Annotated in this window: 15 protein-coding genes and 1 tRNA gene; 8 read left to right on the top strand and 8 right to left on the bottom strand. The window is 68.1% G+C overall.

Annotated features, from left to right (window positions below):
• Positions 1-63: 63 nt before the first annotated feature.
• The 3 genes from GH266_RS19095 to GH266_RS19085 are packed head-to-tail and all read right to left on the bottom strand — an operon-like array spanning position 64 to position 4477.
• The gene (locus GH266_RS19095; protein ID WP_158195243.1) at positions 64-3294 is read right to left on the bottom strand and encodes an efflux RND transporter permease subunit; all 3231 of its coding nucleotides are present in this window, start codon (positions 3292-3294) and stop codon (positions 64-66) included.
• On the bottom strand, positions 3291-4265 hold the full coding sequence (locus tag GH266_RS19090) for an efflux RND transporter periplasmic adaptor subunit (RefSeq protein WP_158195242.1): 975 nt from the start codon (positions 4263-4265) through the stop codon (positions 3291-3293). Before GH266_RS19090 ends, GH266_RS19095 begins: the two co-directional genes overlap by 4 nt.
• An 11-nt stretch (positions 4266-4276) precedes the next feature.
• A complete protein-coding gene (locus tag GH266_RS19085) occupies positions 4277-4477 on the bottom strand; it encodes a YgaP family membrane protein (protein ID WP_158195241.1) in 201 nt (66 codons plus the stop codon).
• 190 nt (positions 4478-4667) lie between these two features.
• On the opposite strand from GH266_RS19085, the gene GH266_RS19080 reads away from it, so the two are divergent.
• Positions 4668-5759 carry a 2'-deoxycytidine 5'-triphosphate deaminase gene (locus GH266_RS19080; RefSeq protein WP_158195240.1) on the top strand — a complete coding sequence of 364 codons (1092 nt, stop codon included), beginning with the start codon at positions 4668-4670 and terminating at the stop codon, positions 5757-5759.
• Between the two features lie 537 nt (positions 5760-6296).
• On the top strand, positions 6297-8249 hold the full coding sequence (locus GH266_RS19075; protein WP_199270377.1) for an adenylate/guanylate cyclase domain-containing protein: 1953 nt from the start codon (positions 6297-6299) through the stop codon (positions 8247-8249).
• 10 nt (positions 8250-8259) lie between these two features.
• Here the strand turns inward: GH266_RS19075 and GH266_RS19070 are convergent, their stop codons facing one another.
• The gene (locus tag GH266_RS19070; protein WP_158195239.1) at positions 8260-9054 is read right to left on the bottom strand and encodes an ion transporter; all 795 of its coding nucleotides are present in this window, start codon (positions 9052-9054) and stop codon (positions 8260-8262) included.
• Positions 9055-9808: 754 nt separating this feature from the next.
• On the opposite strand from GH266_RS19070, the gene GH266_RS19065 reads away from it, so the two are divergent.
• The 6 genes from GH266_RS19065 to GH266_RS19040 all read left to right on the top strand — a co-directional run bounded on the left by GH266_RS19065 (position 9809) and on the right by GH266_RS19040 (position 15578).
• Complete coding sequence (locus GH266_RS19065) at positions 9809-11785, top strand: type I restriction-modification system subunit M (RefSeq protein WP_158195238.1); 1977 nt, start codon at positions 9809-9811, stop codon at positions 11783-11785.
• A 92-nt stretch (positions 11786-11877) separates the two neighbouring features.
• Complete coding sequence (locus GH266_RS19060; RefSeq protein WP_158195237.1) at positions 11878-13224, top strand: restriction endonuclease subunit S domain-containing protein; 1347 nt, start codon at positions 11878-11880, stop codon at positions 13222-13224.
• A 73-nt stretch (positions 13225-13297) separates the two neighbouring features.
• A tRNA-Gly gene (locus GH266_RS19055) sits at positions 13298-13371 on the top strand.
• A gap of 569 nt (positions 13372-13940) precedes the next feature.
• Complete coding sequence (locus tag GH266_RS19050; protein WP_158195236.1) at positions 13941-14516, top strand: TetR/AcrR family transcriptional regulator; 576 nt, start codon at positions 13941-13943, stop codon at positions 14514-14516.
• Positions 14517-14545: 29 nt separating this feature from the next.
• The gene (locus tag GH266_RS19045) at positions 14546-14833 is read left to right on the top strand and encodes a YciI family protein (RefSeq protein WP_158195235.1); all 288 of its coding nucleotides are present in this window, start codon (positions 14546-14548) and stop codon (positions 14831-14833) included.
• Between the two features lie 109 nt (positions 14834-14942).
• The gene (locus GH266_RS19040; protein WP_158195234.1) at positions 14943-15578 is read left to right on the top strand and encodes an FMN-binding negative transcriptional regulator; all 636 of its coding nucleotides are present in this window, start codon (positions 14943-14945) and stop codon (positions 15576-15578) included.
• Here the strand turns inward: GH266_RS19040 and GH266_RS19035 are convergent.
• The 4 genes from GH266_RS19035 to GH266_RS19020 all read right to left on the bottom strand — a co-directional run bounded on the left by GH266_RS19035 (position 15575) and on the right by GH266_RS19020 (position 23479).
• Positions 15575-16783 (bottom strand): BaiN/RdsA family NAD(P)/FAD-dependent oxidoreductase, encoded by a 1209-nt coding sequence (locus tag GH266_RS19035; protein WP_158195233.1) that lies wholly within the window; start codon positions 16781-16783, stop codon positions 15575-15577. The genes GH266_RS19040 and GH266_RS19035 overlap by 4 nt on opposite strands.
• Before the next feature lie 84 nt (positions 16784-16867).
• On the bottom strand, positions 16868-20377 hold the full coding sequence (locus GH266_RS19030; RefSeq protein ID WP_158195232.1) for an ATP-binding protein: 3510 nt from the start codon (positions 20375-20377) through the stop codon (positions 16868-16870).
• A gap of 5 nt (positions 20378-20382) precedes the next feature.
• A complete protein-coding gene (locus GH266_RS19025) occupies positions 20383-21657 on the bottom strand; it encodes a metallophosphoesterase family protein (protein ID WP_199270376.1) in 1275 nt (424 codons plus the stop codon).
• Between the two features lie 13 nt (positions 21658-21670).
• Positions 21671-23479: a glycosyltransferase family 2 protein gene (locus GH266_RS19020; protein ID WP_158195231.1), complete on the bottom strand. Its 1809-nt coding sequence runs from the start codon at positions 23477-23479 to the stop codon at positions 21671-21673.
• Positions 23480-23836 lie beyond the last annotated feature (357 nt).

Raw genomic sequence — 23836 nt, 5'->3', positions numbered from 1 at the left:
CGAAACCTTGCAGGAACCCGAGCGCCGGTTGCCGCTACCGCGCCGCCCTCTCCCCGCCCCGCTTTACGTGCGCAGCACCCGGTAGATCGCCGGGATCACCAGCACGGTGAGCAGCGTCGAGGAGGCGAGGCCGAACAGCAGCGAGATCGCCAGGCCCTGGAAGATCGGATCGGTCAGGATCACCGCCGCGCCGATCATCGCCGCCAGCGCGGTGAGCAAGATCGGCTTGAAGCGGATCGCCCCGGCCTCCAGCAGCACCTCGATCAAGGGCTGGTCGGGCCTGTGCGCATGGCGGATGAAGTCGACCAAGAGGATCGAGTTGCGCACGATGATGCCGGCAAGCGCGATGAAGCCGATCATCGAGGTCGCCGAGAACGGCGCGCCGAACAGCCAGTGGCCGCCGATGATGCCGATGAAGGTCAGCGGCACCGGGGTCAGGATCACCAGCGGCACGCGGAACGAGCCGAACTGCGCCACCACCAGGATGTAGATGCCGAGCAGCGCGACGATGAAGGCCGCGCCCATGTCGCGGAAGGTCACCCAGGTCACCTCCCATTCGCCGTCCCACAGCAGCGTCACCGCGCTCTCGTCCTCCGGCTGGCCGTTGAGGCGGATGACGGGCTTTGGCAGGTCGCCCCAGTCCATCGCGTCGAGCGCGTCGCGCACCGCCAGCATGCCGTAGAGCGGGGCCTCGAAGTCGCCGGCAAGCTCCGCCGTCACCATGTCGGCAAAGCGGCCGTTGTGGCGGAAGATGAGATGCGAGGAGACCTCCTCGCGCACCTTCACCACGTCGCCCAGTTCCACGACGCTGGTGCTGCCGGGCAGCACGTCGGCCGGGATCGGGGTCGCCAGGAACCGCTCGTCCAGCACCTTGTCGCCGCGCGCCCGCTCCAGCCGGATCGGGATCGGCGCCCGCCCCTCGCCCCGGTGCGAATAGCCGAGCGTGCGCCCGCCGCCGAGAATGCCCAGCGTGTCGAAGACGTCGCTTTCCTGCACGCGGAAGAAGTCGAGCTCGTCGGTTGAGACGGTCACCCGCTTGCGCGGCGCCGGCACGCCATAGCTGTCGTCGACATCGACGATGAAGGGAACCGAGGCGAAGGCCTCGCGCACCTTCTCCGCCACCGCCCGGCGCGTCTGCGCGTCCGGGCCGTAGATCTCGGCAAGCAGCGTCGCCAGCACCGGCGGGCCGGGGGGCGGCTCCACCACCTTCAGCACCGTGCCGGCCGGCACGTCGAGCGCGGCAAGCCGCTGGCGCAGGTCGAGCGCCACCGCGTGGCTCGCCCGCTCGCGCTCGCCCTTGGGCGCCAGCACCAGCGCGACGTCGCCGAGCTGCGGCTCCTGGCGCAGATAGGCGTGGCGCACCAGGCCGTTGAAGTCGAAGGGCGCGGCGGTGCCGGCATGAGTGGTCGCCGAGACCACCTCCGGCAGCGCCATCGCGGTGCGGGCAACGGCCTGCGCCACCGCATCCGTCTGTTCCACCGTGCTGCCCTCCGGCAGGTCGACGGCGACGGAGAGCTCCGACTTGTTGTCGAAGGGCAGCAGCTTGACGGTCACGTCCCGGGTGGCGAACAGCACCATGGAGCCGAGGGTCGCCGCGCCGACGATCAGCAGGAAGGCCCAGCTGCGCGCCTTGGAGGCGAGAAGCGGCCGGGCGACCGCCAGATAGGCACGCCCGAGCCGGCCGCCGGTATTGGCGTCATGCCCTGTCTCGTGACCTCCCCCGTGACCAGCATGCACGGGCGCCTTGCCGGCGACTTTCAGCATCAGCCAGGGCGTCACCGTCACCGCGACGAAGAAGGAAAAGATCATCGCCGCCGAGGCATTGGCCGGGATCGGGCTCATGTAGGGGCCCATCATGCCGGAGACGAAGAGCATCGGCAGCAGGGCGGTGACGACGGTCAGCGTCGCGACGATGGTCGGGTTGCCGACCTCGGCCACCGCCTCGATGGCGGCCTGGCGGCGGTCGCGCCCGTCGCCCATCCCCCAGTGGCGGGCGATGTTCTCGATCACCACGATGGCGTCATCGACGAGAATGCCGATGGAGAAGATCAGCGCGAACAGCGACACCCGGTTCAGCGTGTAGCCCATCACCCAGGCGGCAAAGAGCGTCAGCAGGATCGTCACCGGGATCACCACGGCAACGACCAGCGCCTCGCGCCGGCCGATCGCCGCCATCACCAGCGCGATGATGGAGAGCGTCGCCAGCCCCAGGTGGAACAGCAGCTCGTTGGCCTTCTCGTTCGCCGTCTCGCCGTAGTCGCGCGTCACCGTCACCTGCATGGAGGAGGGAACCAGCGTTCCTTCCAGCGCCTCGACCCGGTGCAGCACCGCCTCGGCGACGGTGACCGCATTGGCCCCGGCGCGCTTGGCGACCGCCAGCGTCACCGCCGGCACGCGGCTCGCTTCTCCGCCCTGGTGCATCGACGAGATCGCGTCGCTTTGCGAAATGAAGGCGATGTCGGCGACGTCGCGCACATAGACCGGGCGGCCGTCGCGGGTGGTCAGCACCAGATTGCCGATCTCGTCCGGGCTGGCCAGCGTCTCGCCGGCGACCAGCGTCACGTCGCGCGCGGTACCGTCCTGCAGCGCGCGCACCCGGCCGCTGGGGAAGGACCGGTTGGCGCCGCCGACCTTGCCGGCAAGCTGCTGCAGCGTGACGCCGTTCAGCGCCAGCCGCTCGGGATCGGGGCTGATGCGCAGTTCCTCGCCGACCGCGCCGACGAGATAGGTGAGGCCGACATTGCCGACCTTCGACACTTCCACCTGCAGCTCGCGGGCAATGCGCGTCAGCTCGGCCGGGGTGATCGCGTCTCCCGTCCCTGGTGCCGGCGTGAGCGTCAGCGAGACGATGGCGACATCGTCGATGCCGCGCCCGACGACCAGCGGCTCGGGAATGCCGACCGGAATGCGGTCCATGTTGGCGCGGATCTTGTCGTGCACGCGCAGCACCGCCGCATCCGACGAGGTGCCGACCAGGAAGCGCGCGGTGACCAGCACGCCGTCGTCGCGGGTCTGCGAATAGACGTGCTCGACCCCGTCGATGCCCTTGACGATGGTCTCCAGCGGCTCGGTGACGAGCTTCACCGCGTCCATGGCCCTGAGGCCGCTCGCATCGACATGGATGTCGACCATCGGCACGGAGATCTGCGGCTCCTCCTCGCGCGGCAGGCTGACAAGGGCGATCAGCCCGAGCGCCAGCGAGGCGAGCAGGAACAGCGGCGTCAGGGGCGAGGAAATGAAGGCGCGGGTGAGCCCGCCGGCAATGCCGAGCCCCCCGCCGGTTGGCGTGGTCATGGGACAAGCACCTCGTCGCCGGGCGCAAGCCCCGAGAGGATTTCCGTAAAGGCCTCGCCGTCGATGCGGACGGTGCCGCCGGTCAGCACGGTGCGCATCGACGGGCCGCTGCTGCCGCTTACGTCAACGAAATCGAGGCCGGCGCGGGTGGTCACGGCCGCGGCGGGAAGCAGGATCGCCTGCCGCTCGCCGACCGGCACGCGCACCAGCACGCGGGCATTGACGAAATCGGTGTCGAGCCGCTCGACCTCGACATCGGCGATCACCCGCCCGGCCTGGATCTGCGGATAGACCTTGGCGAGCCGGCCGGTCGTCGTCGCCCCGTCGGCGCCGATCTCGATGGCCGCCCCGTCCTTGAGGCTGGCCGCATGGCGCTCGGGGATGGCAAGGCGCAGGAAGGTGCCGCCGCTGCCCAGCACCGCGACGGTCTCGCCAGCCATGATCACCGCGCCGCGCGTCACCGGAACGGTGAGCACGCGCCCGTCGGCCGGGGCCAGCACCTCGCCCTCCTCGCCCTGGCGCACGACGACGGAGCGTTCGGCGCGGGCGGCGGCGATCTGGTTGCGGGTGACGTCTGCGGAGGTCGCCAGCTGCTCCAGCCGCTGGCGGGTGACGACGCCGCGCTCGACCAGGGTTTGGGCGCGGGCAAGCTCGGCCTCGGCGTTTTCCAGCTGGCTCTGCAGTGCGCGTAGCCGTGCATCCAGGGCTGCCACCTGGAAGGCGATCTTCTCGTCGGTCACCGTGGCGATGCGCTCGCCGGCGCGCACGCTGTCGCCCTCCTCCACCTCCAGCTCGGCGATGGTGCCGCCGATGCGGGCGCGCGCAGGCACCTCGTCCCGCGACTGGACCTGGCCGAACACGGCTTTCCATTCGGTCACGGTGCGGGGTTCCACGGTCAGGGTCTCCGCCGACAGCGCCGGCCCCGCAAGGGCGAGGGCCGAGACTGCCAGAACTGCGGCACGCAGGGTCATCGCGGTCTCCGTCAGAACGCCGTTCCCGGCGCGATGCCGAGACGGCGGAAAATCATCGCCGCCGGGCAGAAGCCGGTAAAGGCGGCCTGCAGCATGTTGACACCGATGAACACGGTGAACCAGACGAAGAGCGGCGAAACGGTGAGCGTCAGCACCACGGACAGAAGCGTCATGGCGCCGGCAAAGGCGAGAACGGCACGGTCGAGGGTCATTGGATAAGCCTCCTGAGGTCTGTATCTGTTCAAATATTAGTATATTCTAAAATTACGTCAATACGGGCCATTGCGGACGCCGGGGCCGCGCCCGCATCCGCTCTGGCGGCGCCGCCCCATGCAAATCCCGTTGGCCAATGGGGGTCTGCTTTGTTAATCACGGCGAAACAGGCAAACGAGGAACCCGAGAATGACCGCAGCCGACCACGGCATTTTGCCGGCGCAGGCCGTCGCCGAGATGTTCGAGCGCGGCGAGATCGGTGCGCCGCGCCGTCCGGACGATGACCAGATCCAGCCGGCGAGCCTCGACCTGCGGCTCGGGCCGCTCGCCTACCGGGTGCGCGCCAGCTTCCTGCCGGGTGCCGGCGCCAGGGTGATGGAAAAGCTCGACCGGCTGAAGCTGCATGCTTTCGACCTGACGCGCGGCGCGGTGCTGGAAACGGGGTGCGTCTACATCGTGCCGCTGATGGAGACGCTGGCGCTGCCGCAGGACGTCTCCGCCACCACCAATCCGAAGAGCTCGACCGGCCGCCTCGACGTGTTCACGCGGGTGATCACCGACGAGGGCCGCGCCTTCGACACGGTGCCGGCCGGCTATCGCGGCCCGCTCTATGCGGAGATCAGCCCGCGCACCTTCCCGGTGCTGGTGCGCGAGGGCTCGCGCCTGTCGCAGATCCGCTTCCGCCGCGGCCAGCCGGTGCTGGACGATGCGGCCCTTTCCCTGGTCCACGCGCGGCACGGCCTCGTCTCGGGCGGCGAGGCGACCATCGGCGGCGGCGTGCACCTGACCATCGATCTTGAGGGCGCGGGCGAAGGCAGCCTGATCGGCTATCGCGGCAAGCGCCATACCGGCGTCATCGACATGGACCTGCGCGCCGGGCAGGACCCGCTCGACTTCTGGGAGCCGATCGTCAATCGCGGCGGCCGCGACCTGATCCTCGATCCCAACGAGTTCTACATTCTCGTCTCGCGCGAGGCGGTGCATGTGCCCCCGCTCTATGCCGCCGAGATGGTGCCCTTCGACCCGCTGGTCGGCGAGTTCCGCGTCCACTATGCCGGCTTCTTCGACCCCGGCTTCGGCCATTCGGAGATCGGCGGCGGCGGCTCGCGCGCCGTGCTGGAGGTGCGCTCGCACGAGGTGCCCTTCATCGTCGAGCACGGCCAGACGGTCGGCCGGCTGGTCTACGAGCACATGCTCGCCCGCCCGGCGACGCTCTACGGCGAGGGCATCGGCTCCAACTACCAGGGCCAGGGCCTGAAGCTGTCGAAGCATTTCCGCTGAGGCGGACGAAGGCAAGGGAGGGTGCACGGGAAGACGCGGGAGGACCCGCGCGCGCTCACCGCCGCTCTGGCAACGAATGGCCCCCGGCTCTCCGGCTTCGCCTGCGGCCGGGGTGACCTCGGTGGGTGGGGTTCGCGCGGGCGTGTCCTCACCACCGCTCTGGCAGCCAATAGCCCCCGGATCTCGCGTTGCTCGTCCGGGGTGACCTCGGTGGGAATGTGAGGCGGTCCCTCCTCCTCGGACGTCATCCCGGGCAAGCGCAGCGCAGAGCCGGAACCCATTGGCACCCTCAGCGGATGTTTGTGGCCCCACCCTCTCCCTGGCGTCATTCCGGGCAAGGCGAAGCCGCGACCCGGGACCGGGGAGGCACGGCGCCGGTCCCATGCCTGAGCGCTACCGCGCAACCGCCCCCCCCGGCTCGCCGCAAGCCTCCCCCGTCAAACGCCGCCCCTCCCGGCAACCGCCGTGCTAGCATCGCGCGCGAGGCGCGCCGGTGATTCCGGCGGGCCGGCAAGCGGGCGGGGAGGCTGACGTAACGTGACGGGGGAAAGGGACAGGGCAGCGCCGGAGCTGTCGGCACGCGATGTGCGGCGGCGCGACTGGGCGCGGCCGCTGCGCGTCCATCTCAGCACCGTGATCGTCGCCCTGCTGCTCGGCATCTCGCTGCCGCTCACCTGGCTCGCCCACGACCAGGGCACCCGCCTCGCCACCTCGGCGGCGAGCGAGCGCATGAGCCTGCTCGGCCGGCGCGTCGCCGCCCAGTACGAGGCGGTGTTCAACGACGGGCTCACCGCCGTGATGCTGGCCGCCGCCGCCGACACGCTGCTGGAGGATCCCACCGGCGACATGGCCGGCAAGGCGCTGTTCCTCGACCGGGTTCTCGACACCTCGCCGCATATCGACGGGCTCTATGCCGCCCGTGCCGACGGCAGCTTCCTGCATGGCGTCGGCGACACTGCGGCCTGGCATGCAGCGCTTGAGGCGCCTCAGGGCACCGACCACGCGGTGCGCACCATCTTGCCCGGCGAGGACGGCACCCGCCGCTCCGCCTGGCGCTTTCTCACCGCCGACGGGCGCGAGATTTCCCGCCGCGAAGAGGGCGTCACCCGCTTCGATCCGCGCCGCCGGCCCTGGTACCGGGCGGCGATCTCGGCGCGCGGCCGGCCCGTCACCGTCGGGCCCTACACGATGGCGACCACCGGCGAGCTCGGCCTCACCATCGCCGTCGAGGCTCCCGACGAGCCGGGCGCGGTGGTCGGCGCCGACCTGCTGCTGCAGACCCTCAGCGACCTCTTGTCGCGCGAGGCGGTGTCGCCGCGGGCGAGCGGCTACGTCTTCGACGAGGCCGGCCGGCTGATCGTCCATTCCGACCCGAAGATGATGGCAGCGCTCCTGCCGCAGCTCTCGTCGCGCTCGCGCCACACGTCCGTCAGCCTCGACGATCCGCTGCTCCCCCTGCTGCTGCCGCAGCTGGGGCCGGGCACCGTCTCCGGCCTCCACCGGATCGAGGCCGGCGGCGAGACCTACCTGCTGGCGCTGGAGCCGGTGCGCGGGGCGAGCGAACTTGCCGGCACCGTCGTTGCCGTTGCCGCGCCGCTGTCGGACTTCACCGCCGAAAGCCGGCTGCTGCTCGCCCGCGCCCTCATCGTCTCCTTCGGCCTCATCGTCATGGGCGTGCTGTCGGCCCTGCTCGTCGCGCGCCTGGTCAGCCGGTCGCTGACGCAGCTTGCGGACGATGCCGCGCGCATCGGCGATCTCGACCTTGAGACCCGCCCCCTCGTCTCCTCGCTGGTCGCGGAGATCAACACGCTGGCCGGCGCGCTCGCCACCGCCCGCACCGCCATCGCCAGCTTCGCGCTCTATGTCCCGCGCGAGCTGGTGCGCAAGGTCGTCGCCGCCGGGCGGCAGGACCCGGCCTCGGCCGAGCGGCGCGACGTCACCGTCCTGTTCACCGACATCCGCGACTTTACCACCCTTTCGGAGCAGCACGCGCCGGAGGAAGTGGTCGCCCTGCTCTCCGACTATTTCGAGCTGCTCAACCGCATCGTCGAGGCGCATGACGGCGTCATCGTCCAGTATCTGGGGGACTCCGTCTACGCCATGTGGAACGCGCCGGAGAGCAACCCGGACCATGTGGCGGACGCCTGCCGCTGCACCCTGGAACTGGCAGAGGCGGTCGCCGCGTTCAACAAGGACAACCGCGCCGCCGGCCGGCCCGAGCTTGCCACCCGCTTCGGGCTGCATACCGGCATTGCCGTCGTCGGCAGCGTCGGCGCCTCGACCCGGCGCCAGTACACCGCCATCGGCGACACGATCAATGTCGCCTCGCGGCTGGAGGGCATGAACAAGGAGTTCGGCACCACCGTCCTGACCAGCGAGGCGGTGCGGGTGGCTGCCGGCGACGAAGCCTTCGCCTTCCGCCCGCTCGGCAGCGCGCGGGCCAAGGGCCGGGCGGCGGAAATCGCCGTCTACGAGCTGACGGCGCCGTAAGTCCCGCCCCTCAGCGCTCGGCGAGGCGCCCGCGCAGCTCGCGCACTTCCTCGCGCAGCGCCCGCACCTCGGCCAGCACCAGCCCGGTCTCGTCGTGGATCGCCTGGCGGTCGGCCTCGGCCGTGTGCTCGTGCTCCTGCTGCATGGCCGAGACGATGACACCGATGAAAAGGTTCAGCACGGTGAAGGCGGTGCACAGGATGAAGGGCACGAACAGCAGCCAGGACAGCGGATAGACCTCCATCACCGGCCGCACGATGCCCATCGACCAGCTTTCCAGCGTCATGATCTGGAACAGCGTGTAGAGCGAGGCGGCGATGGTGCCGAACCATTCGGGGAAGGACGCGCCGTAGAGCTTCGTCGTCATCACCGCGAAGACGTAGAAGACGAGGCCGAGCAGCAGCACGATGGAGCCCATGCCGGGGAGCGCCGCGACGAGGCCGCCGACCACCCGGCGCAGCGAGGGCACCACCGAGATCAGCCGCAGCACGCGCAGGATGCGCAGCGCGCGCAAGACCGAGAACGCCCCGCTGGCGGGCATCAGGGCAACGCCCACCACCGCGAAGTCGAAGAGGTTCCACGGATCGCGGAAGAAGGACGGCCCGTGCGCCACGATCCGCAAGGCGATCTCGACGGTGAAGACCGCCAGGATCAGCGCGTCGAAGGCGACGAGCGCCGGGCCGAAGGCGGCCATAATGCTCGGGCTGGTCTCCAGGCCGAGCGTCACCGCATTGACGACGATGAGCGCGATGATCACCGCTTCCCAGCGGCGCGACTGGACCAGGGCCTTGAGCCGTTCACGCATGTCTTTACTCTCCAGAACGCTTTGTGCGGCGCGCGCACCGGCGGGGCCGCCGGTCGGCACGAGAAGTGGTCATCGGCACCGCAAAATCAAGGAGAAAGCAATTTCGCGGGAGAGCCCTCCCCAGCCGCCCGCGAGGCGCTTGACAGCCCGCCCGCCCCGCGCCGATATAGAGGCCGAGATGCGGGTGTAGCTCAATGGTAGAGCGAGAGCTTCCCAAGTCCACGCGTTTATCATCCGACACATTTTGGAACATTCAAATCAGCGTCTACGCAGTCCTGTTGTATTGCGCCTCAATCAGCGAACTCAAATCCTTTACAAAGTGGTGACAAGAGATGCTCACACGCACTTAGAGGTTGATATGCGTCTGAGGTTGGCGGACGCTCACCTGCCGTTGAGCGATCTACTGACACCCGAAATGGAAGCACTCTGTCCCTCCTTTTGTTTTTGCTGTCGCCAACCGCGACCCAAGCGCCAAGCCATTCATAAGACTTCACTTTCCTCTAGTGCTACCGGAGTCGCGGTGTTACAAGAATCACAAACGTGACGAGGGTTGTCCGATGGCTCGCGCCGCCACCAAGTCAAAGCGGTCTGATGGGCCGCGCATGGTCCATGTGAGGCTGGAACCTGACCTTCACCGAAGGCTCAGGATTGTCGTCGCAGCCGAGGACACATCTGTCCAAGATTGGATGGTGCAACTGGTCGAGAAGGCCGTCACGGAGCAGTGGCCCAAGGTCGCCAAAGAGGGAGAGTGATCATGGCCGTCCAAGCTGCCGAGTTTCAAAAGACGGCCGCGCGCCCCGTTGCCGTTATCGTTCAGCAGGGAAAAATCCTCGACTACATCGACGGCATCACTCAGCGGAATGAGACGCCCGAGGAATACGTCCGCCAAGAGATCGCAAAGTCGCTTGTGCGCGAATATGGGTATGAGAAAGCCGAGGTGTCCGTTGAATTTGTTCTGCGCCTTGGCTCGCGTAAGCCAAGGGCTGACCTCGTCATTTTCGACGAAGGCGACAAGCACGATCAGGATCGCGCCCGCATCATCATCGAGTGCAAGTCGCAGAAGATCAAATCATCAGACCGCAAGGAAGGCGTCGGCCAGCTTCAAAGCTACATGGCGGCGTGCCCGAATGTTGCCTATGGCATGTGGACGAATGGGATCGAACGCTACTGCTATCGGCGAGTCGATACCAATGGCTCCGTCAAATTCGAGGAAATCCCCGACATTCCCGGCAAAGGCCGGACAGAGGATGAAGTCGAACGCCCGCGCTTCGATCAGTTGAAGGCGGCGTCGTCCGATGCGCTGCTTTTCGCGTTCCGCCGCTGCCATAACTACATCGCCGGAAACCAAGGGCTACAGAAGCCCGAAGCGTTTTGGGAACTGCTCAAGATCATCTTCTGCAAAATCCACGACGAGCGAAGCTCTGACGAGGTGGAATTCTACGCGACCTCGAAAGAGCGCCACGGCATGAACGGGCAACTCAAGGTCAAGGCGCGCATCGCCCGCCTGTTTGACGAGGTGAAAGCGGAATATCCCACGATCTTCCGCGAAAACGAAGTCGTCGAACTCAATGACGGCGTTCGCGCCTACATCGTCAGCCAGTTGCAGATGTATTCGCTGCTCGAAAGCGACATCGACGTGAAGGGGCGCGCCTACGAGGAAATCGTCGGGTCGAACCTGCGCGGGGATCGCGGCGAATTCTTTACCCCTCGCAACATCTGCCAAATGGCCGTCGCGATGCTTGATCCGGGTGAGCGGCAAATGATCCTCGATCCGGCATGTGGGACCGGGGGCTTTCTGATCACAGCCATGAACTATGTGATCGAAAAGATCAGGTCTGCCGAGATCAGCAAATGGGGAGACGTTGAGCGCGCAGAAACGGCGATCCGTCAGCGTGTCAGCCGTTTCGCGCAGAACTACATCATTGGCATGGACCTGAACCCGAACCTCGTCAAAGCGTCCAAGATGAACATGGTCATGAACAATGACGGTGCTGGCGGGCTGTATCAGGCGAACTCCCTCAAGGCCCCTGCCACATGGGAGGACAGCCTTCGGGATCGGCAGATCATGGGTCAGGTCGATCTGCTGTTCACCAACCCGCCTTTCGGCTCGAAAATCCCCATCGACGAACCGTCGATCTTGGAGGCATACGACCTCGGGCACACATGGGCCTACGATGCCGACACCGACAAGTGGACGAAAACTGACGCCGTTCAGAAATCGCAGCCGCCCGAAATCCTGTTCATCGAGCGGTGCATCAAACTGCTGAAACCCGGCTCGGGTCGCTGCGCCATCGTCTTGCCTGACGGCATCCTCGGATCGCCGGGGCTTGGCTATGTGCGCGAGTGGATTTTGCAGAACACGCGCGTGCTCGCGAGCATCGACCTGCACCCCGACACCTTCCAGCCGCATGTCAGCGTGCAGACGAGCGTGCTCGTCCTCGAACGCAAGACGGACGAGCAGATTGCCGTCGAGACGGCAGCGGGTCGCCTGAACGATTACGAGGTCTTCATGGCCGTGGCGAACCACATCGGTCACGACAAGCGCGGCAACGTCACCTATGTGCGCGACCGCAAAGGCAATGAGATTGTCGAGGAAGTCGAAGAAACCCTCAAGGAGTATGAGGACGGCAAACCCGTCTACAAGAAGCAGCGCACGCAGCGCAAAGTCATCGACGACAACACCCTCCAAATCGCACAGGCGTTCCGGTCATGGCTCTACGAGCAAGACTAACCCCGCCGCGCGAGACAAAGACGGATTGGCCTTGGCACAAGGTCAAGTCGTCGTCCCTGCGTGCCTCGCTGCTGTTCGGCGGCGGGCGTCGGATGGAGGCCGAGAACTTCCTTGCCAGTGGCTTCGGCACGCGGCTCTCGATTGAATCCAAGTCGTCGGGATGGGGGCAGCTATCCGAAAAGGCCCGAACTTGGCAGCCATCACGCCTTAAAGGCATCCAAGTTAGCGCGGACTTCGGAACGCCGTTTCTTGCCGCCACTCAGGTTTTCGATGTTCGACCTATTCCCCGCAAGTGGCTGTCGCTAAACCGAACGGCTGATCACGCTGAGAGGTTTGTAAAGCACGGCACTATACTCGTCACTTGCTCGGGCAGCGTAGGCAGGGCGACACTTGCCCATTCGTCAATCGACGGAATTTTGGTCTCTCACGACCTTCTAAGAATTGATGCGATTGACCCATCATGGCGGGGTTGGGTTTATGCCTACCTTCGCGCTCCTTCGGTGCGCGACATGATGATGGCAGCACAGTATGGGCATATCATCAAACACCTCGAAACTCATCACCTCGACGCGCTCCCGCTAATCGAGCCAAGCAATGCGAAGATGCTTGCCGATTGCAACGACGGCTTTGATCAAGTCATTGCTTGCCGAAATTCCGCGCGCAAGAAAATGGAGGAAGCCGAGGCCGCTTTCGGCGGCAATTTCGGCAATACAGCAGGGGCGGACGACGAAGCAGCATTTGTGCGCCGCGCAAGCGATTGTTTGTTTGGCAATCGCCGTCGATTTGATGCTTGGAGTCACAACCCCCAAAAGTCAGAAATCGAAACCAGACTGCGAAAAGGTGCTTCTAGTTGGACATCGCTCCGCGATGCGAAGTGCGATGTTTGGCTACCAAATCGCTTTAAGCGTGTTCCCGCCGAAGATGGGGTGTCCCTGATAGACAGCTCTCAGATATTTGAGATCAATCCTGACTATGCTCGCCGAATCTCCGCGGCAGGCATCGCCGACAAAAACAATGGCTATGTGAAACCGGGTTGGCTGATGATGTCTCGATCCGGGCAGGTGTATGGTTTGTTGGGTTCCGTCGCGATTGCGACCGAGCAGCACGAAGGCAAAGTCGTCTCGGATGATGTTATCCGTATTGCCGCAGGCGATACGATAGCGCCCGGTTATCTATACGTCGCAATGAGCCATCCCGAACTCGGCAGGCCAAGAACCAAGTCTCTTGCCTACGGTTCCAGTATTCCTCACATCGAAGTCGAAGACCTCAAGGACTTCGCCGTCCCTCGTCTCGAAGCAGAAAAAGAGAAGCATATCGCGTCGCTCGCCGAAGAAGCATTCTCTTTGTGGGCAAAGGCAGACGAGGTTGAGAACGAGTTGGCGGAATTGGCCGAGGCAGAGATCGAACGCTTCCTTCGCGGTAAGGGTCACTCATCCTAGCACCGCGAAACGGCGCAGTCTGACCACTTTCAGCTTGAAGCCGTCACGCCGAAACTGTAGTCAGGAGGGCGTTGCGGGTGTAGCTCAATGGTAGAGCATTTGCTTCCCAAGCAAGTGACGAGGGTTCGATTCCCTTCACCCGCTCCACGCTTCCCCTCTCGCCGCACTTTTGACCTAGACTGGCAACTGCGCTCTTCGGGCTCACCGCCGTAATGCGGCACTGGTCTGAACGCGGCATTTTCCTACAAAAAGTCGGACCGGGGATAACATCCCGGTCCTTCCCTCTTGGCCCGACAGGCGGCCCGGTCGGCGGCCGGGCGGGTAGCCGGTCCCTCTCCTGACCAGTGCCGCGGCTTCCCCTGCCGATTTCGGGCGAACGGCCGATTTCAGTGCGTTTGCGACGGCTTTCTCAATTTTCGAGCATTTCGAGACGCGATTTTGCAAAATTCCGCGCAAAATTTCTCAATTTTCCGTAGCGACCAAAACACGCCTGTTTTCAGACGGTTAGCCGGAAGATCCTGCCGCTGCGCCGCCGTTTCGGGCAGTTCGCGCCGCTTCGCCGCGCGTCCTTCCTTCGCCCGTCCCGCCCTCCCCGCCATCCCTGTTGTCCCCGCTTGACAGGATTGGGACGCTCGTCCTAAATCAGAATTAGGACGAGCGTCCCAGACAGGCACTATCCCCTGTCCGGGCAGCAACCAGAGGAAGGGTGGGGGAGAATGGCGCGCGCGACCCGCGACCAGATCGTCGGCGAGGCCGACCGGCTGTTTTACGAGCAGGGGTTCGAGCACACCTCGTTTGCCGATATCGCGGCGGCGGTCGGCATTTCGCGGGGCAATTTCTACCATCATTTCAAGACGAAAGACGAGATCCTCATTGCTGTGATCGACCGGCGGCTGGAGGCGACGCGCGCGCTCCTAGTGGCCTGGGAGAGCGAGGCCGGCGACAGCCCGGCGGCGCGCATCCGCTGCTTCATCCGCATCCTGATCGCCAACCGGGCGAAGATCCTGCGCCACGGCTGCCCGGTCGGCACGCTCACCGCCGAGCTTGCCAAGATCGACCACCCCTCGCTGAGCGATGCCGGCGGCCTCTTTGCCCTGTTCCGCGACTGGCTGGCGCGCCAGTTCGCAGCGCTCGGCCTTGGCCCGGATGCCGACCGTCTGGCGCTGCATCTGATCGCCCGCAGCCAGGGGATAGCGACCCTCGCCAATGCCCTCAATGATGCCGATTTCGTCGAGCGGGAAGTCGCCGATCTCACCCGCTGGCTCGACCAAACCGTGCCGGCAAGCGCCTGATCGGTCTCACGTTTTCAAAGGAGAAAGCCATGTTCGTCGTGTTCCTGAAATTCGCCACCAACAGGGCGGAGGCGCCCCGCCACATGGACGGGCATAACGCCTGGATCCGCCAGGGCTTCGAGGACGGCGTCTTCCTGCTCGCCGGCAGCCTGGTGCCGGGTGTCGGGGGTGCCGTTCTCGCCCGCGGCGAGGCCCGCGAAGCGCTGGAGGCGCGCGTTGCCGCGGACCCGTTCGTCAAGGAGGGCGTCGTCAGCGCCGAGATCCACCAGATCGCTCCCGGCCGCACCCACGAGGGCCTCGCCGCCCTGCTCGCCTGAGCCGGCTTTGCGCGAAGCGGTACCCCGATTGCGCCGGCAGGCGGACCTTCGCGGACGGGCGAAAAGCCCCTAGTTTCAAGGCAGTCACGACTGTCCGGATCCTTTGCCGATGTACACGCCGCCTGCCTTTCGCGAGGACGATCCCGCAGCGCTCGCCGCGATGATCGGGGCCTGCCCCCTCGCAACGCTCGTCACCGCCACCGCCGACGGCCTGCTGGCGACGCCGCTGCCGCTGCTCTTCGACCCAGCTGAAGGCCCGTTCGGGGTGCTGCACGGGCATCTTGCCCGCGCCAATCCCCAGTGGCGCGCGCCGGTCCTCGGTGAGGCGCTGGCGACCTTTTCCGGGCCTGACGCCTATGTCTCCCCCGGCTGGTACGCCAGCAAGGCGGAGCACGGCAAGGTCGTGCCGACATGGAACTACGCCGCCGTCCATGCCTATGGAAAGATTGAGTTTTTCGAGGACGCGGATCGGCTGCTTCAGGTGGTCCGCCGCCTGACGGAGCGGCACGAGGCCGGGCGCGCGAATGCCTGGGCCGTCTCCGACGCGCCGGCCGATTTCGTCGCCGCGCAGCTTCGCGGGATCGTCGGCATGCGGATGGTTATCACCCGCCTGGAGGGCAAGCGGAAGATGAGCCAGAACCGCAGCGCCGCCGACCGGGCCGGCGTTGCGCAGGGGCTTGCCGGCGAGGCGAGCGAGATGGCGCGGCGGGTGGCGCGCGAGATCCCGCTTTTGCGGCGGCCTTAAGCGCCCGCCTCGGCAATCGCCGTGCCGGCGGCCCAGCCCGAAGACCAGGCCCACTGGAAATTGTACCCGCCGAGCCAGCCGGTGACGTCGACCACTTCGCCAATGAAATAAAGGCCCGGCACGGCCTTGGCCTCCAGGCTTTTCGAGTTGATCCCCGCCGTATCGACGCCGCCGAGCGTCACCTCGGCCGTGCGGTACCCTTCCGTGCCGAGCGGCATCACCTCCCAGCCTTGCAGCGTCGCGGCGATGGCGGCAAGCTTCCGGTCGCCGGTCTCGCCCATCTGGCCCGACCAGCCGTGGCGGTCCGCCATGTAGCCGGCGAGGCGCTTCGGCAGGATCTCGGCGAGCGCATTGGCCAGGCTGCGGCGGCCGTTTTCCTGGCGCGAGGCACGCAGTTCGCCCAAAAGGTCGCGGCCCGGCAGGAAGGCGATGCGGACCGGCTGGCCCTCGCGCCAATAGGACGAGATCTGCAGGATCGCCGGGCCGGACAGGCCGCGATGGGTGAAGAGCATCGCCTCGTCGAACGAGGTCTTGCCGAAGGAAATGCGCACCGGCGCGGCGACGCCGGCGATCTCGCGGAAGCCCGCCAGCATGTCTTCGGCGAAGGTCAGCGGCACCAGGGCGGGCCGCGTTTCGGTGACGGCGAGGCCGAAGCGCTCGGCGATGCGGTAGCCAAGGCCGGTCGCGCCCATCTTGGGGATCGACTTACCCCCGCAGGCGACGACGAAATGGCGGCAGGAGACCGTCGCCGCCCCCTCGCCGCCCAGCGTCACGCGGAAGCCGTTATCCCCGCGCTCCAGCTCCTCCAAGGTGGTCGAGAGCCGCAACTCGGCGCCGACCGCGTCCATCTCCGCGCGCAGCATCGCGATGATATCCCCGGCCGAGTTGTCGCAGAAAAGCTGGCCCAGCGTCTTCTCGTGCCAGGGGATACGGTGCCGCTCGACCAGCGCCAGAAAATCGCGGGCAGTGTAGCGGCCGAGCGCGGACTTGGCGAAATGCGGGTTGGCGGACAGGAAATTGCGGGCCGTCGCGCCGATATTGGTGAAATTACAGCGCCCGCCGCCGGAAATGCGGATCTTTTCGCCCGGCGCCTTGGCATGGTCGATGACGAGCACGCGCCCGCCCCGCGCGCCTGCATGGGCGGCGCACATCATACCGGCGGCGCCGGCCCCGAGGATAACAGTGTCGAAGCGCTCAGCGCGCATGGCGGCTTTCCAGGTGGGAAAATGCGGTTATGCAGCAAGCCATGCCGGATCGCGCCGCCGCTGGCAACACGCAGAAAGCGCCTTTCACATCTCCAGCAGGTCGAGCCGCTCGCCGAGCTCGCGCCGGGCGATGTCGACCACGCTGGCGTGGTGGGTGAAGAGGATCGGCTGCAGCGTGTCCGACAGGCCTGCAAGCGTGCGCAGGCCCGCGGCCGTGCGCGCATCGTCGAAGGTCTGGAACAGGTCGTCGCCGATGAAGGGGGCGGCCTCCGCGCGGGTGGCGTAGTCGGCCAGAAACGCAAGCCGCAGCGCCAGATAGAGCTGGTCGCAGGTGCCGTCGCTCAAGCCGACGAGGCCGACGGTCGCCCCATCCGGGCGCCGCGCCAGAAGCTCTGCCCGGTCGTCCTCGCCGAAGCGGCGCGTCAGCCCCTCGAAGGAGCCGGAGGTGAGCCCGGCGAACAGCCGGCCGGCATGCTCCAGCAGCGGATCGTCCTGACGGGCGCGGTGCTGCTCCAGCGCGCCGGAGAGAAGCAGCGAGGCAAGCCGGGTGACGAGCCACTGGCGGCCGAGTTCCTGCAGTTCGGCCTCGGCGGCGAGCCTCTCGAAGGCGGCGCGGTCGGCCCCTTCGCCGGCCTCGGCGCGGTCGCGCTCGGCCAATGCGGCATGGCGGGCGGCGAGCGCCTCCTTCATGCCTGCGGTCAGCGCATTGATCTCGCCGGCGAGCCGCTCCAGCGCGGCTTGGGCTGCCCCTTCGTCGAGACCCGAGAGCTCTTCGGCAACCGCTTCGCGCGGCTCGCCTGCCGCCGTTTCGGCAAACAGCGCCAGCGTCTCGTCGAGGGCGGCGGCAGCGCCGTCGCGCTCCGTCAGACGGGCGGCGAGCGAAGTCATGTCGCCCGCCCGCAGCGCCTCGGGAAGGTCGGCGCAAAGTCCGGAAAGCTGCGTTGCTGCGCCCGCCTGCCGCTCCTCGGCCCGGGCCAGCTCGGCGCGGGACCTTGCAAGCGCCTCGCCGGCCCCTTCCGCGCGGGTGAGCGCCGCGCGCTCCTCGGCAAGACGGTCATGAAGCGCCTCGACCAGCCGGTCGGGCTCCGTGCCTTCCTCGCCCTCGGCAAGGCTCGGGGCGACACGGCGTACGAGATCGAGGGCAGCAGCCGAGAACGCCTCGTTGTCGCGTTGCATGCCGCGCACGCGGCGGGCGAGCTTGTCGCGCTCGGTCAGCGCGGCAGACAGTTCGCGCCAGACCTCCAGCACGGCCGCGGCCGCCTGCGGCGAGGCGCCGGGATCAAGGCCTGCCGCGCGAAGTGCTGCGTCGAAGTCCTGACGCCAGCGCGCCTGCGCCTCATCGACCTCGGCGGCCTCGCGCTTCAGCCGGTCGAGGCGCGCCGCAGCATCGCCGATACGCGCGGCCAGCGCACGGCCCTGCTGGAAGCCTTCGGCCCGGCGCTCCAGCTCGCCCTCGACCAGGCGCAGCAGGGCAAGGCCATCGCGGGCAAGGTCGCCGGCCGCCGGCACGGCCAGCCCCAGCTCGCCGGCCAAGGTTGCCAGTCCCGGCAAGGCACGGCTGGCACTGGCCTCCAGGCCATCGATGGTGGAGACGAGATCGGCCAGTTCGTCGCGCTGCTCCAGCCAGCGGTCAACCGATTTTCGCCATTCGGTCATCGCGGTGGGACCTGCCGGCTCCAGCCCGAGGGGCGCAAAGAGCGCGGCCCAGGCCGCCTTCGCGGCGGCAAGATCGGCGGAGAGCGCTTCCCCCTGGCGCGCGGCCTCGGCCCGGCGGGCAAGCAGCGCATCGCGGCGGGCGACATCGGCAGCATGGCGCGACACGCGGTCGGCCTCGGCAACGGCACGGTCGGCCAGCTGGTCGGCCTCGCGCAGCAGCGGCTGCGCCGCCTCCAGAGCAGGCTTGCCGCCATCCGGGACCTTCGCAAGCGCCTCGTCGCGCTCGCGCCGCGCGGCCTCGATGCGGGCGCGCGAGGGCATGGCGCCGCCGCGCTCGCTCTCGGCAATGGCGGCGTCGAGACCCGCGATCTCTTCGACGCGCGCAGCGTCCTGCTCGCGGTGGCGGCGCAGCGCCTCGCCGATCTCATCGAACCGGGCGCGAAACTCCGCGATCTGCTCGATGCCGGGCAGCGGCGCGGCGGCCAGACGCTCGGGCTCGGCAACCGGCGGCGACAGGCGCGCAGCGGTCTCCATGAGGCGGCTTGTCAGACGCTCGCGCGCCGGCTGCAGCCGGTCGCGCTCTTCCAGTTGGCGGATCTGCGGGGCGAGCGCGGCAAGACGGGCGCGCAAGGGCGCCGGATCGGCCGCACGCCCATCCACAGCCCCGCCGGACAGGCGCTCGAAGTCCGCGCTCTCTCTGGCAAGCACCGCCTGCAACTCGGCACGCCGGCGCAACAGCCCGTCGCCCTCCGCAAGGCGCGCGGCAAGATCGGCAAGGCCCGCATCTGAGGGCTGGCGGGCGCGGATCGCCTCGCTGTCCTGCGGCTCCAGCGTCAGGCCGAGGCGGCGCAGCTGGGCCCCGATCGCATCCGTCAGGTCGCGTGCCTCCTGCTCGACACGCGGGATCTGGCTTCTTCGCTGACGCACCGCCCCGATCTCGGCATGCAGCGCGGTCACGTCCGCGGCCACCTCGATGAGCGGGCGGTCGACCGCGATGCCGCGCGCCAGCTCCTCCGCCTCCTGCAGGCGGCGGACCGCATCCCGCTGCGCCTCGGCCGTTGTCGTGGTGGCGGCAAGCGCCTCCTGCAGCCGGCGGGCAAGGCCGCGGGGCACCTCACCCAGATCGGCGAAGGCGGCAAGGCGGGCCTCGCTCGCGGTAACGCGGGCAAGCAGCGGCTTGAGACTGACGAGGCGGGCAAGGCGCTCGCGGCGGGCATGGGCCTCGCTGAGGTGCGCTTCGGCCTCGGTCAGCGTCTCGTTCGCCGTCTCGACCGCCTTGTTGAGCGACTTCCATTCGGCCTCGCGCAGCTGGCGCTCGCGCTCCTCGCGGCGCGCCTCCGCATGGCGCTCCAGCACCTGGTAGATCTTCCGCGTACCGGAGGCGCGCGGCGCGAACAGGCCGTCCGCCTCGCGGTCGAGATCGGCGCGCAGGGCATTGAGCCCGTGCAGGCCCGAGGCGGCCGCAAAGATCTCCCCGCCCTCCCCGTCGCCGGACAGGAGCATGCGCCCGCCCTCGCGCAGGCGCGCGGAATCGAGGCCGAAGGCGAGCTGGAAGACTTCGCGCGTCAGCCCGCCGAGAAAGGGCACCAAGACATCGTCGGCGAGCGGCGTCTCGCTCTCGTCGTCGGCAAGCAGTGTGTTCTTGCGGCCCTTGCGGCGGCGCAGCGACAGGCTGTTGCCGCGCGCGTCCGTGAGCGTTGCGCACACGCGCAGGCTCGGTGCCTCATGCAGGAAGTCGTAGCGCCGTTCCTCGGCACCGTCGGCCGCACGCCGCTTTTCGCTGAAGCCGAACAGCAGGTCGGAAATCGCGGCGAGCGTCGAGCTCTTGCCCGCCTCGTTGGGGCCGTAGACGAGATGCAGGCCGGCGCCTGGGCGAAAGCGCAGCTCCCGGTCGGTCAGGCTGCCGTAGCGCAGCAGATGCAGCCGCTCGATCCGCATCCGCCTCAGCTCCCTTCCGCGATGCGTTCGGCGAGCAGCGCCCGCGCCTCGGCGACCAGCGTGTCGAGTTCCTCGCCGAAGGGCGCGGCCGGGTCGACGAGGCCTGCGGGAAGCTTGCTGACCAGCAGCCCGATCTGTCCGGCGGCCTCCTCGCGGAAGTCCGGATCGTTCGCCGCCTCTGCAAGCAGCGCGGCAAGGTCGAGCGAGGCATCGAGCGGTGCGAGCGGACGGGCCTCGGCGGGCGGGGCAAGGTCGAGCTCCAGCTTCTCCAGCCAGGCCTCGGCATCCGCCTGATGGCAGGCGTTCTGCATCTCGTCGATGAGCAGCGCGCGGTTGGCGAGCGCCCAGCCGTAAAGCTGGCTCTCGCCGGACAGCCGCAGGCGCAGCGCGAGCGGGCGCCCCTCGGCCGCCGCCACATGCGGACGCAGCGCCTCGCGCGCCGCGACGACGAGGGAGGCGAGATCCTCCGCCCCGCCGGCGGCGATCTCGACGCGGGCCCAGCGCGCCTCGTCGACGATCATCCGCTCGATGCCGGACACCTCGCCATCGGTGACGGTGACCAACACCGCGCCCTTTGCGCCCGTTTCGCGGATCGAGCGGCCCTGGATGTTGCCGGGAAAGACCACCGGCGGATCTTCGCTCACCACCTCGAAGGCGTGGACATGGCCGAGCGCCCAGTAGCCGTAGCCGCGCGCCGCCAGGTCTGCGAGCGAACAGGGCGCATAGTCGGCATGGGGCGGGCGGCCGGTCAGCGAGGTGTGCAGCACGCCGATGTTGAAATGGCCGGGCACCGGCGCCGGATAGGCGGCGGCAAGGTTCTCGCCGACCTGCCGGTCCGGGAAGCTCTGGCCGTGCAGGGCAACGCGCAGATCGTCCAGCGTGTGCGTCTCCGGACGGCGGGTGCCGAAGCTCGTGACATTGTCCGGCAGGGTGACGGCGCGGGTGACGACGCTTTCGGCATCGTGGTTGCCGCGCAGGATGAAGACGGGAATGCCGGCACGCTCCAACCGCGCCATCTCGCGGGCGAAGAACAGGCCGACGGAATTGTCGCGCCACTCGCCGTCATAGACGTCGCCGGCGATGACCATGAAGGCGGCTCCCGCCTCGATGGTGCGGGTGACGAGCGTGGACAGCGCGGTGCGGGTCGCCTCGCCGAAGCGGCGAGCGATTTCGGGATCGCGCAGGGAAAGCCCCGTCAGGGGGCTACCGAGATGCAGGTCCGCCGCATGGACGAAGGAAAAGGACGACACGTCGCGCACCAGCCGGGAATCATCAACCACAGGAGAGAGGACACTAGTGGGTTTTGCCGCGCCTTTGAACGCCGGGCATTCGCGACGGACGACGGGCAAGGCCGTGCTCGGTCTTCTGCCAGCGGTGCGGCCGGCGCACCAGATCGACGACGGCGGCATAGAAGGCAAGGCTCTGGGCCAGCCAATAGGCCGGGATCAGCGCCAGGTCGAGCAACGACGGCAGGCGCGAGCGTGCTGCCGCCCCGGCGATCGCCAGAAGCGTCATGCTGGCATAGCACAGGGTGACGCTGACGCCGGCCAGCGTCAGCACCACGCCGCCGAGCACGTCGAAGCGCGGCAGCAGGCCGGCAACACCGGAGCCGTAAAGCAGCAGGATGCCGACGAAGAAGGGATGGGCGGCGAGCGTCACCACCATGGCCAGCAGATAGACGAGAAGCACGGCAAGGCGCGTGCGGCGCAGCTCCGCAGCCAGACGGAAGGGCTCGCGCAGCGTCACCAGCAGGGTCTGCAGCCAGCCCTTCAGCCAGCGGGCGCGCTGCCCGTGCCAGGCGCGCCAGCTGAGCGGCGCCTCCTCGAAGGTGGTGGAGGCGAGCATCTGCATCGACCAGCCGCCGCGCACCAGCCGCATGGCAAGGTCGGCATCCTCGGTGACGTTGTAGGGGTCCCACGAGCCGGCCGCGTCCAGCGCGGTGCGGCGGAAGTGGTTGGACGTGCCGCCGAGCGGAAACGGCAGGCCGCGCGCGGAAAACCAGGGCAGCTGGCAATCGAAGAGGCCCGCATATTCCAGCAGGAACTGGCGCGGAAAGAACCGGTGGCTTCGGTGATCGATGGCAAGGTGCCCCTGCAGCACCGCGACGGAGGGCGGCAGCTCGGCAAAGCGCGAGGCGGCCAGCAGCAACTGGTCCGGCTCCGGCCGGTCCTCCCCGTCATAGACGGCGATGAGCTCGCCGCGCGCATGGTCGAGCCCGTGGACGAGCGCCCGCGGCTTGGTGCGCGGCCCCGCCCCGCTCACGGTCAGCACGCGCATGCAGGGCCCCAGATACGGGAGGAGAGCGGCGCGGGTCTCGCTGTCGTCCTCCTCCAGCAGGAAGAGGATCTCGAGCCGGTCGCGGGGATAATCGAGGGCGTCCAGATGGCGCACCAGGCTCTGCGCCACCCGCGCCTCGCGGTACAGCGGCACCAGCACGGAGTAGCGCGGCAACAGCCGGGCGGGGATTAACTGCGCAGGCCGCGGGCTGGGCGTGTGGCTGAGACCGGCCAGAAGCCGCAACGCGCCGAGCATCATGCCGAGCAGCGTCACCAGCACGGAGGCGAAGATGACCAGCGCCTCCACGGTGAGTAGCCGGCCAAGGCAAAAGGCGGCGACGGCAAGCCCGGCGACGGCGATCTGTCCGCGCGTCAGCACCGCGCGGGCGCTGACATCGGGCCGCTCGCTCGCCAGCCGCAGACCCGGCGCGGCGGCCCGGCCGGCAAGCTCCAGCGCCACTGGGGTGGCGATGGCAAGACGCGCGCGCAAGGACGGCGCGCGCGCCAGCAGCGCACGGATCGCGGCGACGCTCTCGGGCACCGGCGCGAACACGGCGAGCCGCTCGCCCGACGGTGTGCGGCCGCAAAAGAGCGGACCGGGAAAGCCGGGAGGCGGCAGAAGCTCCAGCTGCGCATCCGCCCGGAAACTGCCCTGCGGCAGGAAGGGCAGGCCAAGCGACTGGGCGAGCGCGGCGTAATAGGCGTCGGGTGCGACGAGCCCCTCCTCCATCAGCAGCCGGGCCAGCGCGCCCTCGCGCGGGCCGGCGCGGCGGGCGAGCGCCACCAGATGCGCATCGGCAAGGCCCCGCCCGCGCAACAGCGCCAACTCAGGCGGCAGCCGGGACGGCACCGCCGGTGCGGACCTTGCCTCGGCCGCCATCTGCCGAAGCACAACGGCGGGCGGCGGTACGCCATTGCGCCGAGCGTGGACGCGCATCGCATGGCTGGACGCGGGCGCGGATCGATGTGATAGGATCGCGTCGGCGCGGGCAGCTTGCGGAAACGAAGGATCCGGAAACTGCCCGTCCGCCATCAACGTGCAGGCCCCTCGACAGGCGGGCAAGGGAGAACGGGAGCGACGGCAAAGGGGAGTGCCATGCCCCGCCGGACAGCGCAGCGACAGAAGTGCCGAAAATACGGCACGGCGCAGGCGCAAGGCCCGGACTTCATTGCGGTTCGCCCC

Origin of the sequence: Stappia indica (assembly GCF_009789575.1) — a bacterium.
GTDB classification, from domain to species: domain Bacteria; phylum Pseudomonadota; class Alphaproteobacteria; order Rhizobiales; family Stappiaceae; genus Stappia; species Stappia indica_A.
Note: the sequence above shows the minus strand (reverse complement) of the source record. Positions and strands in the feature narration are given on the sequence as shown.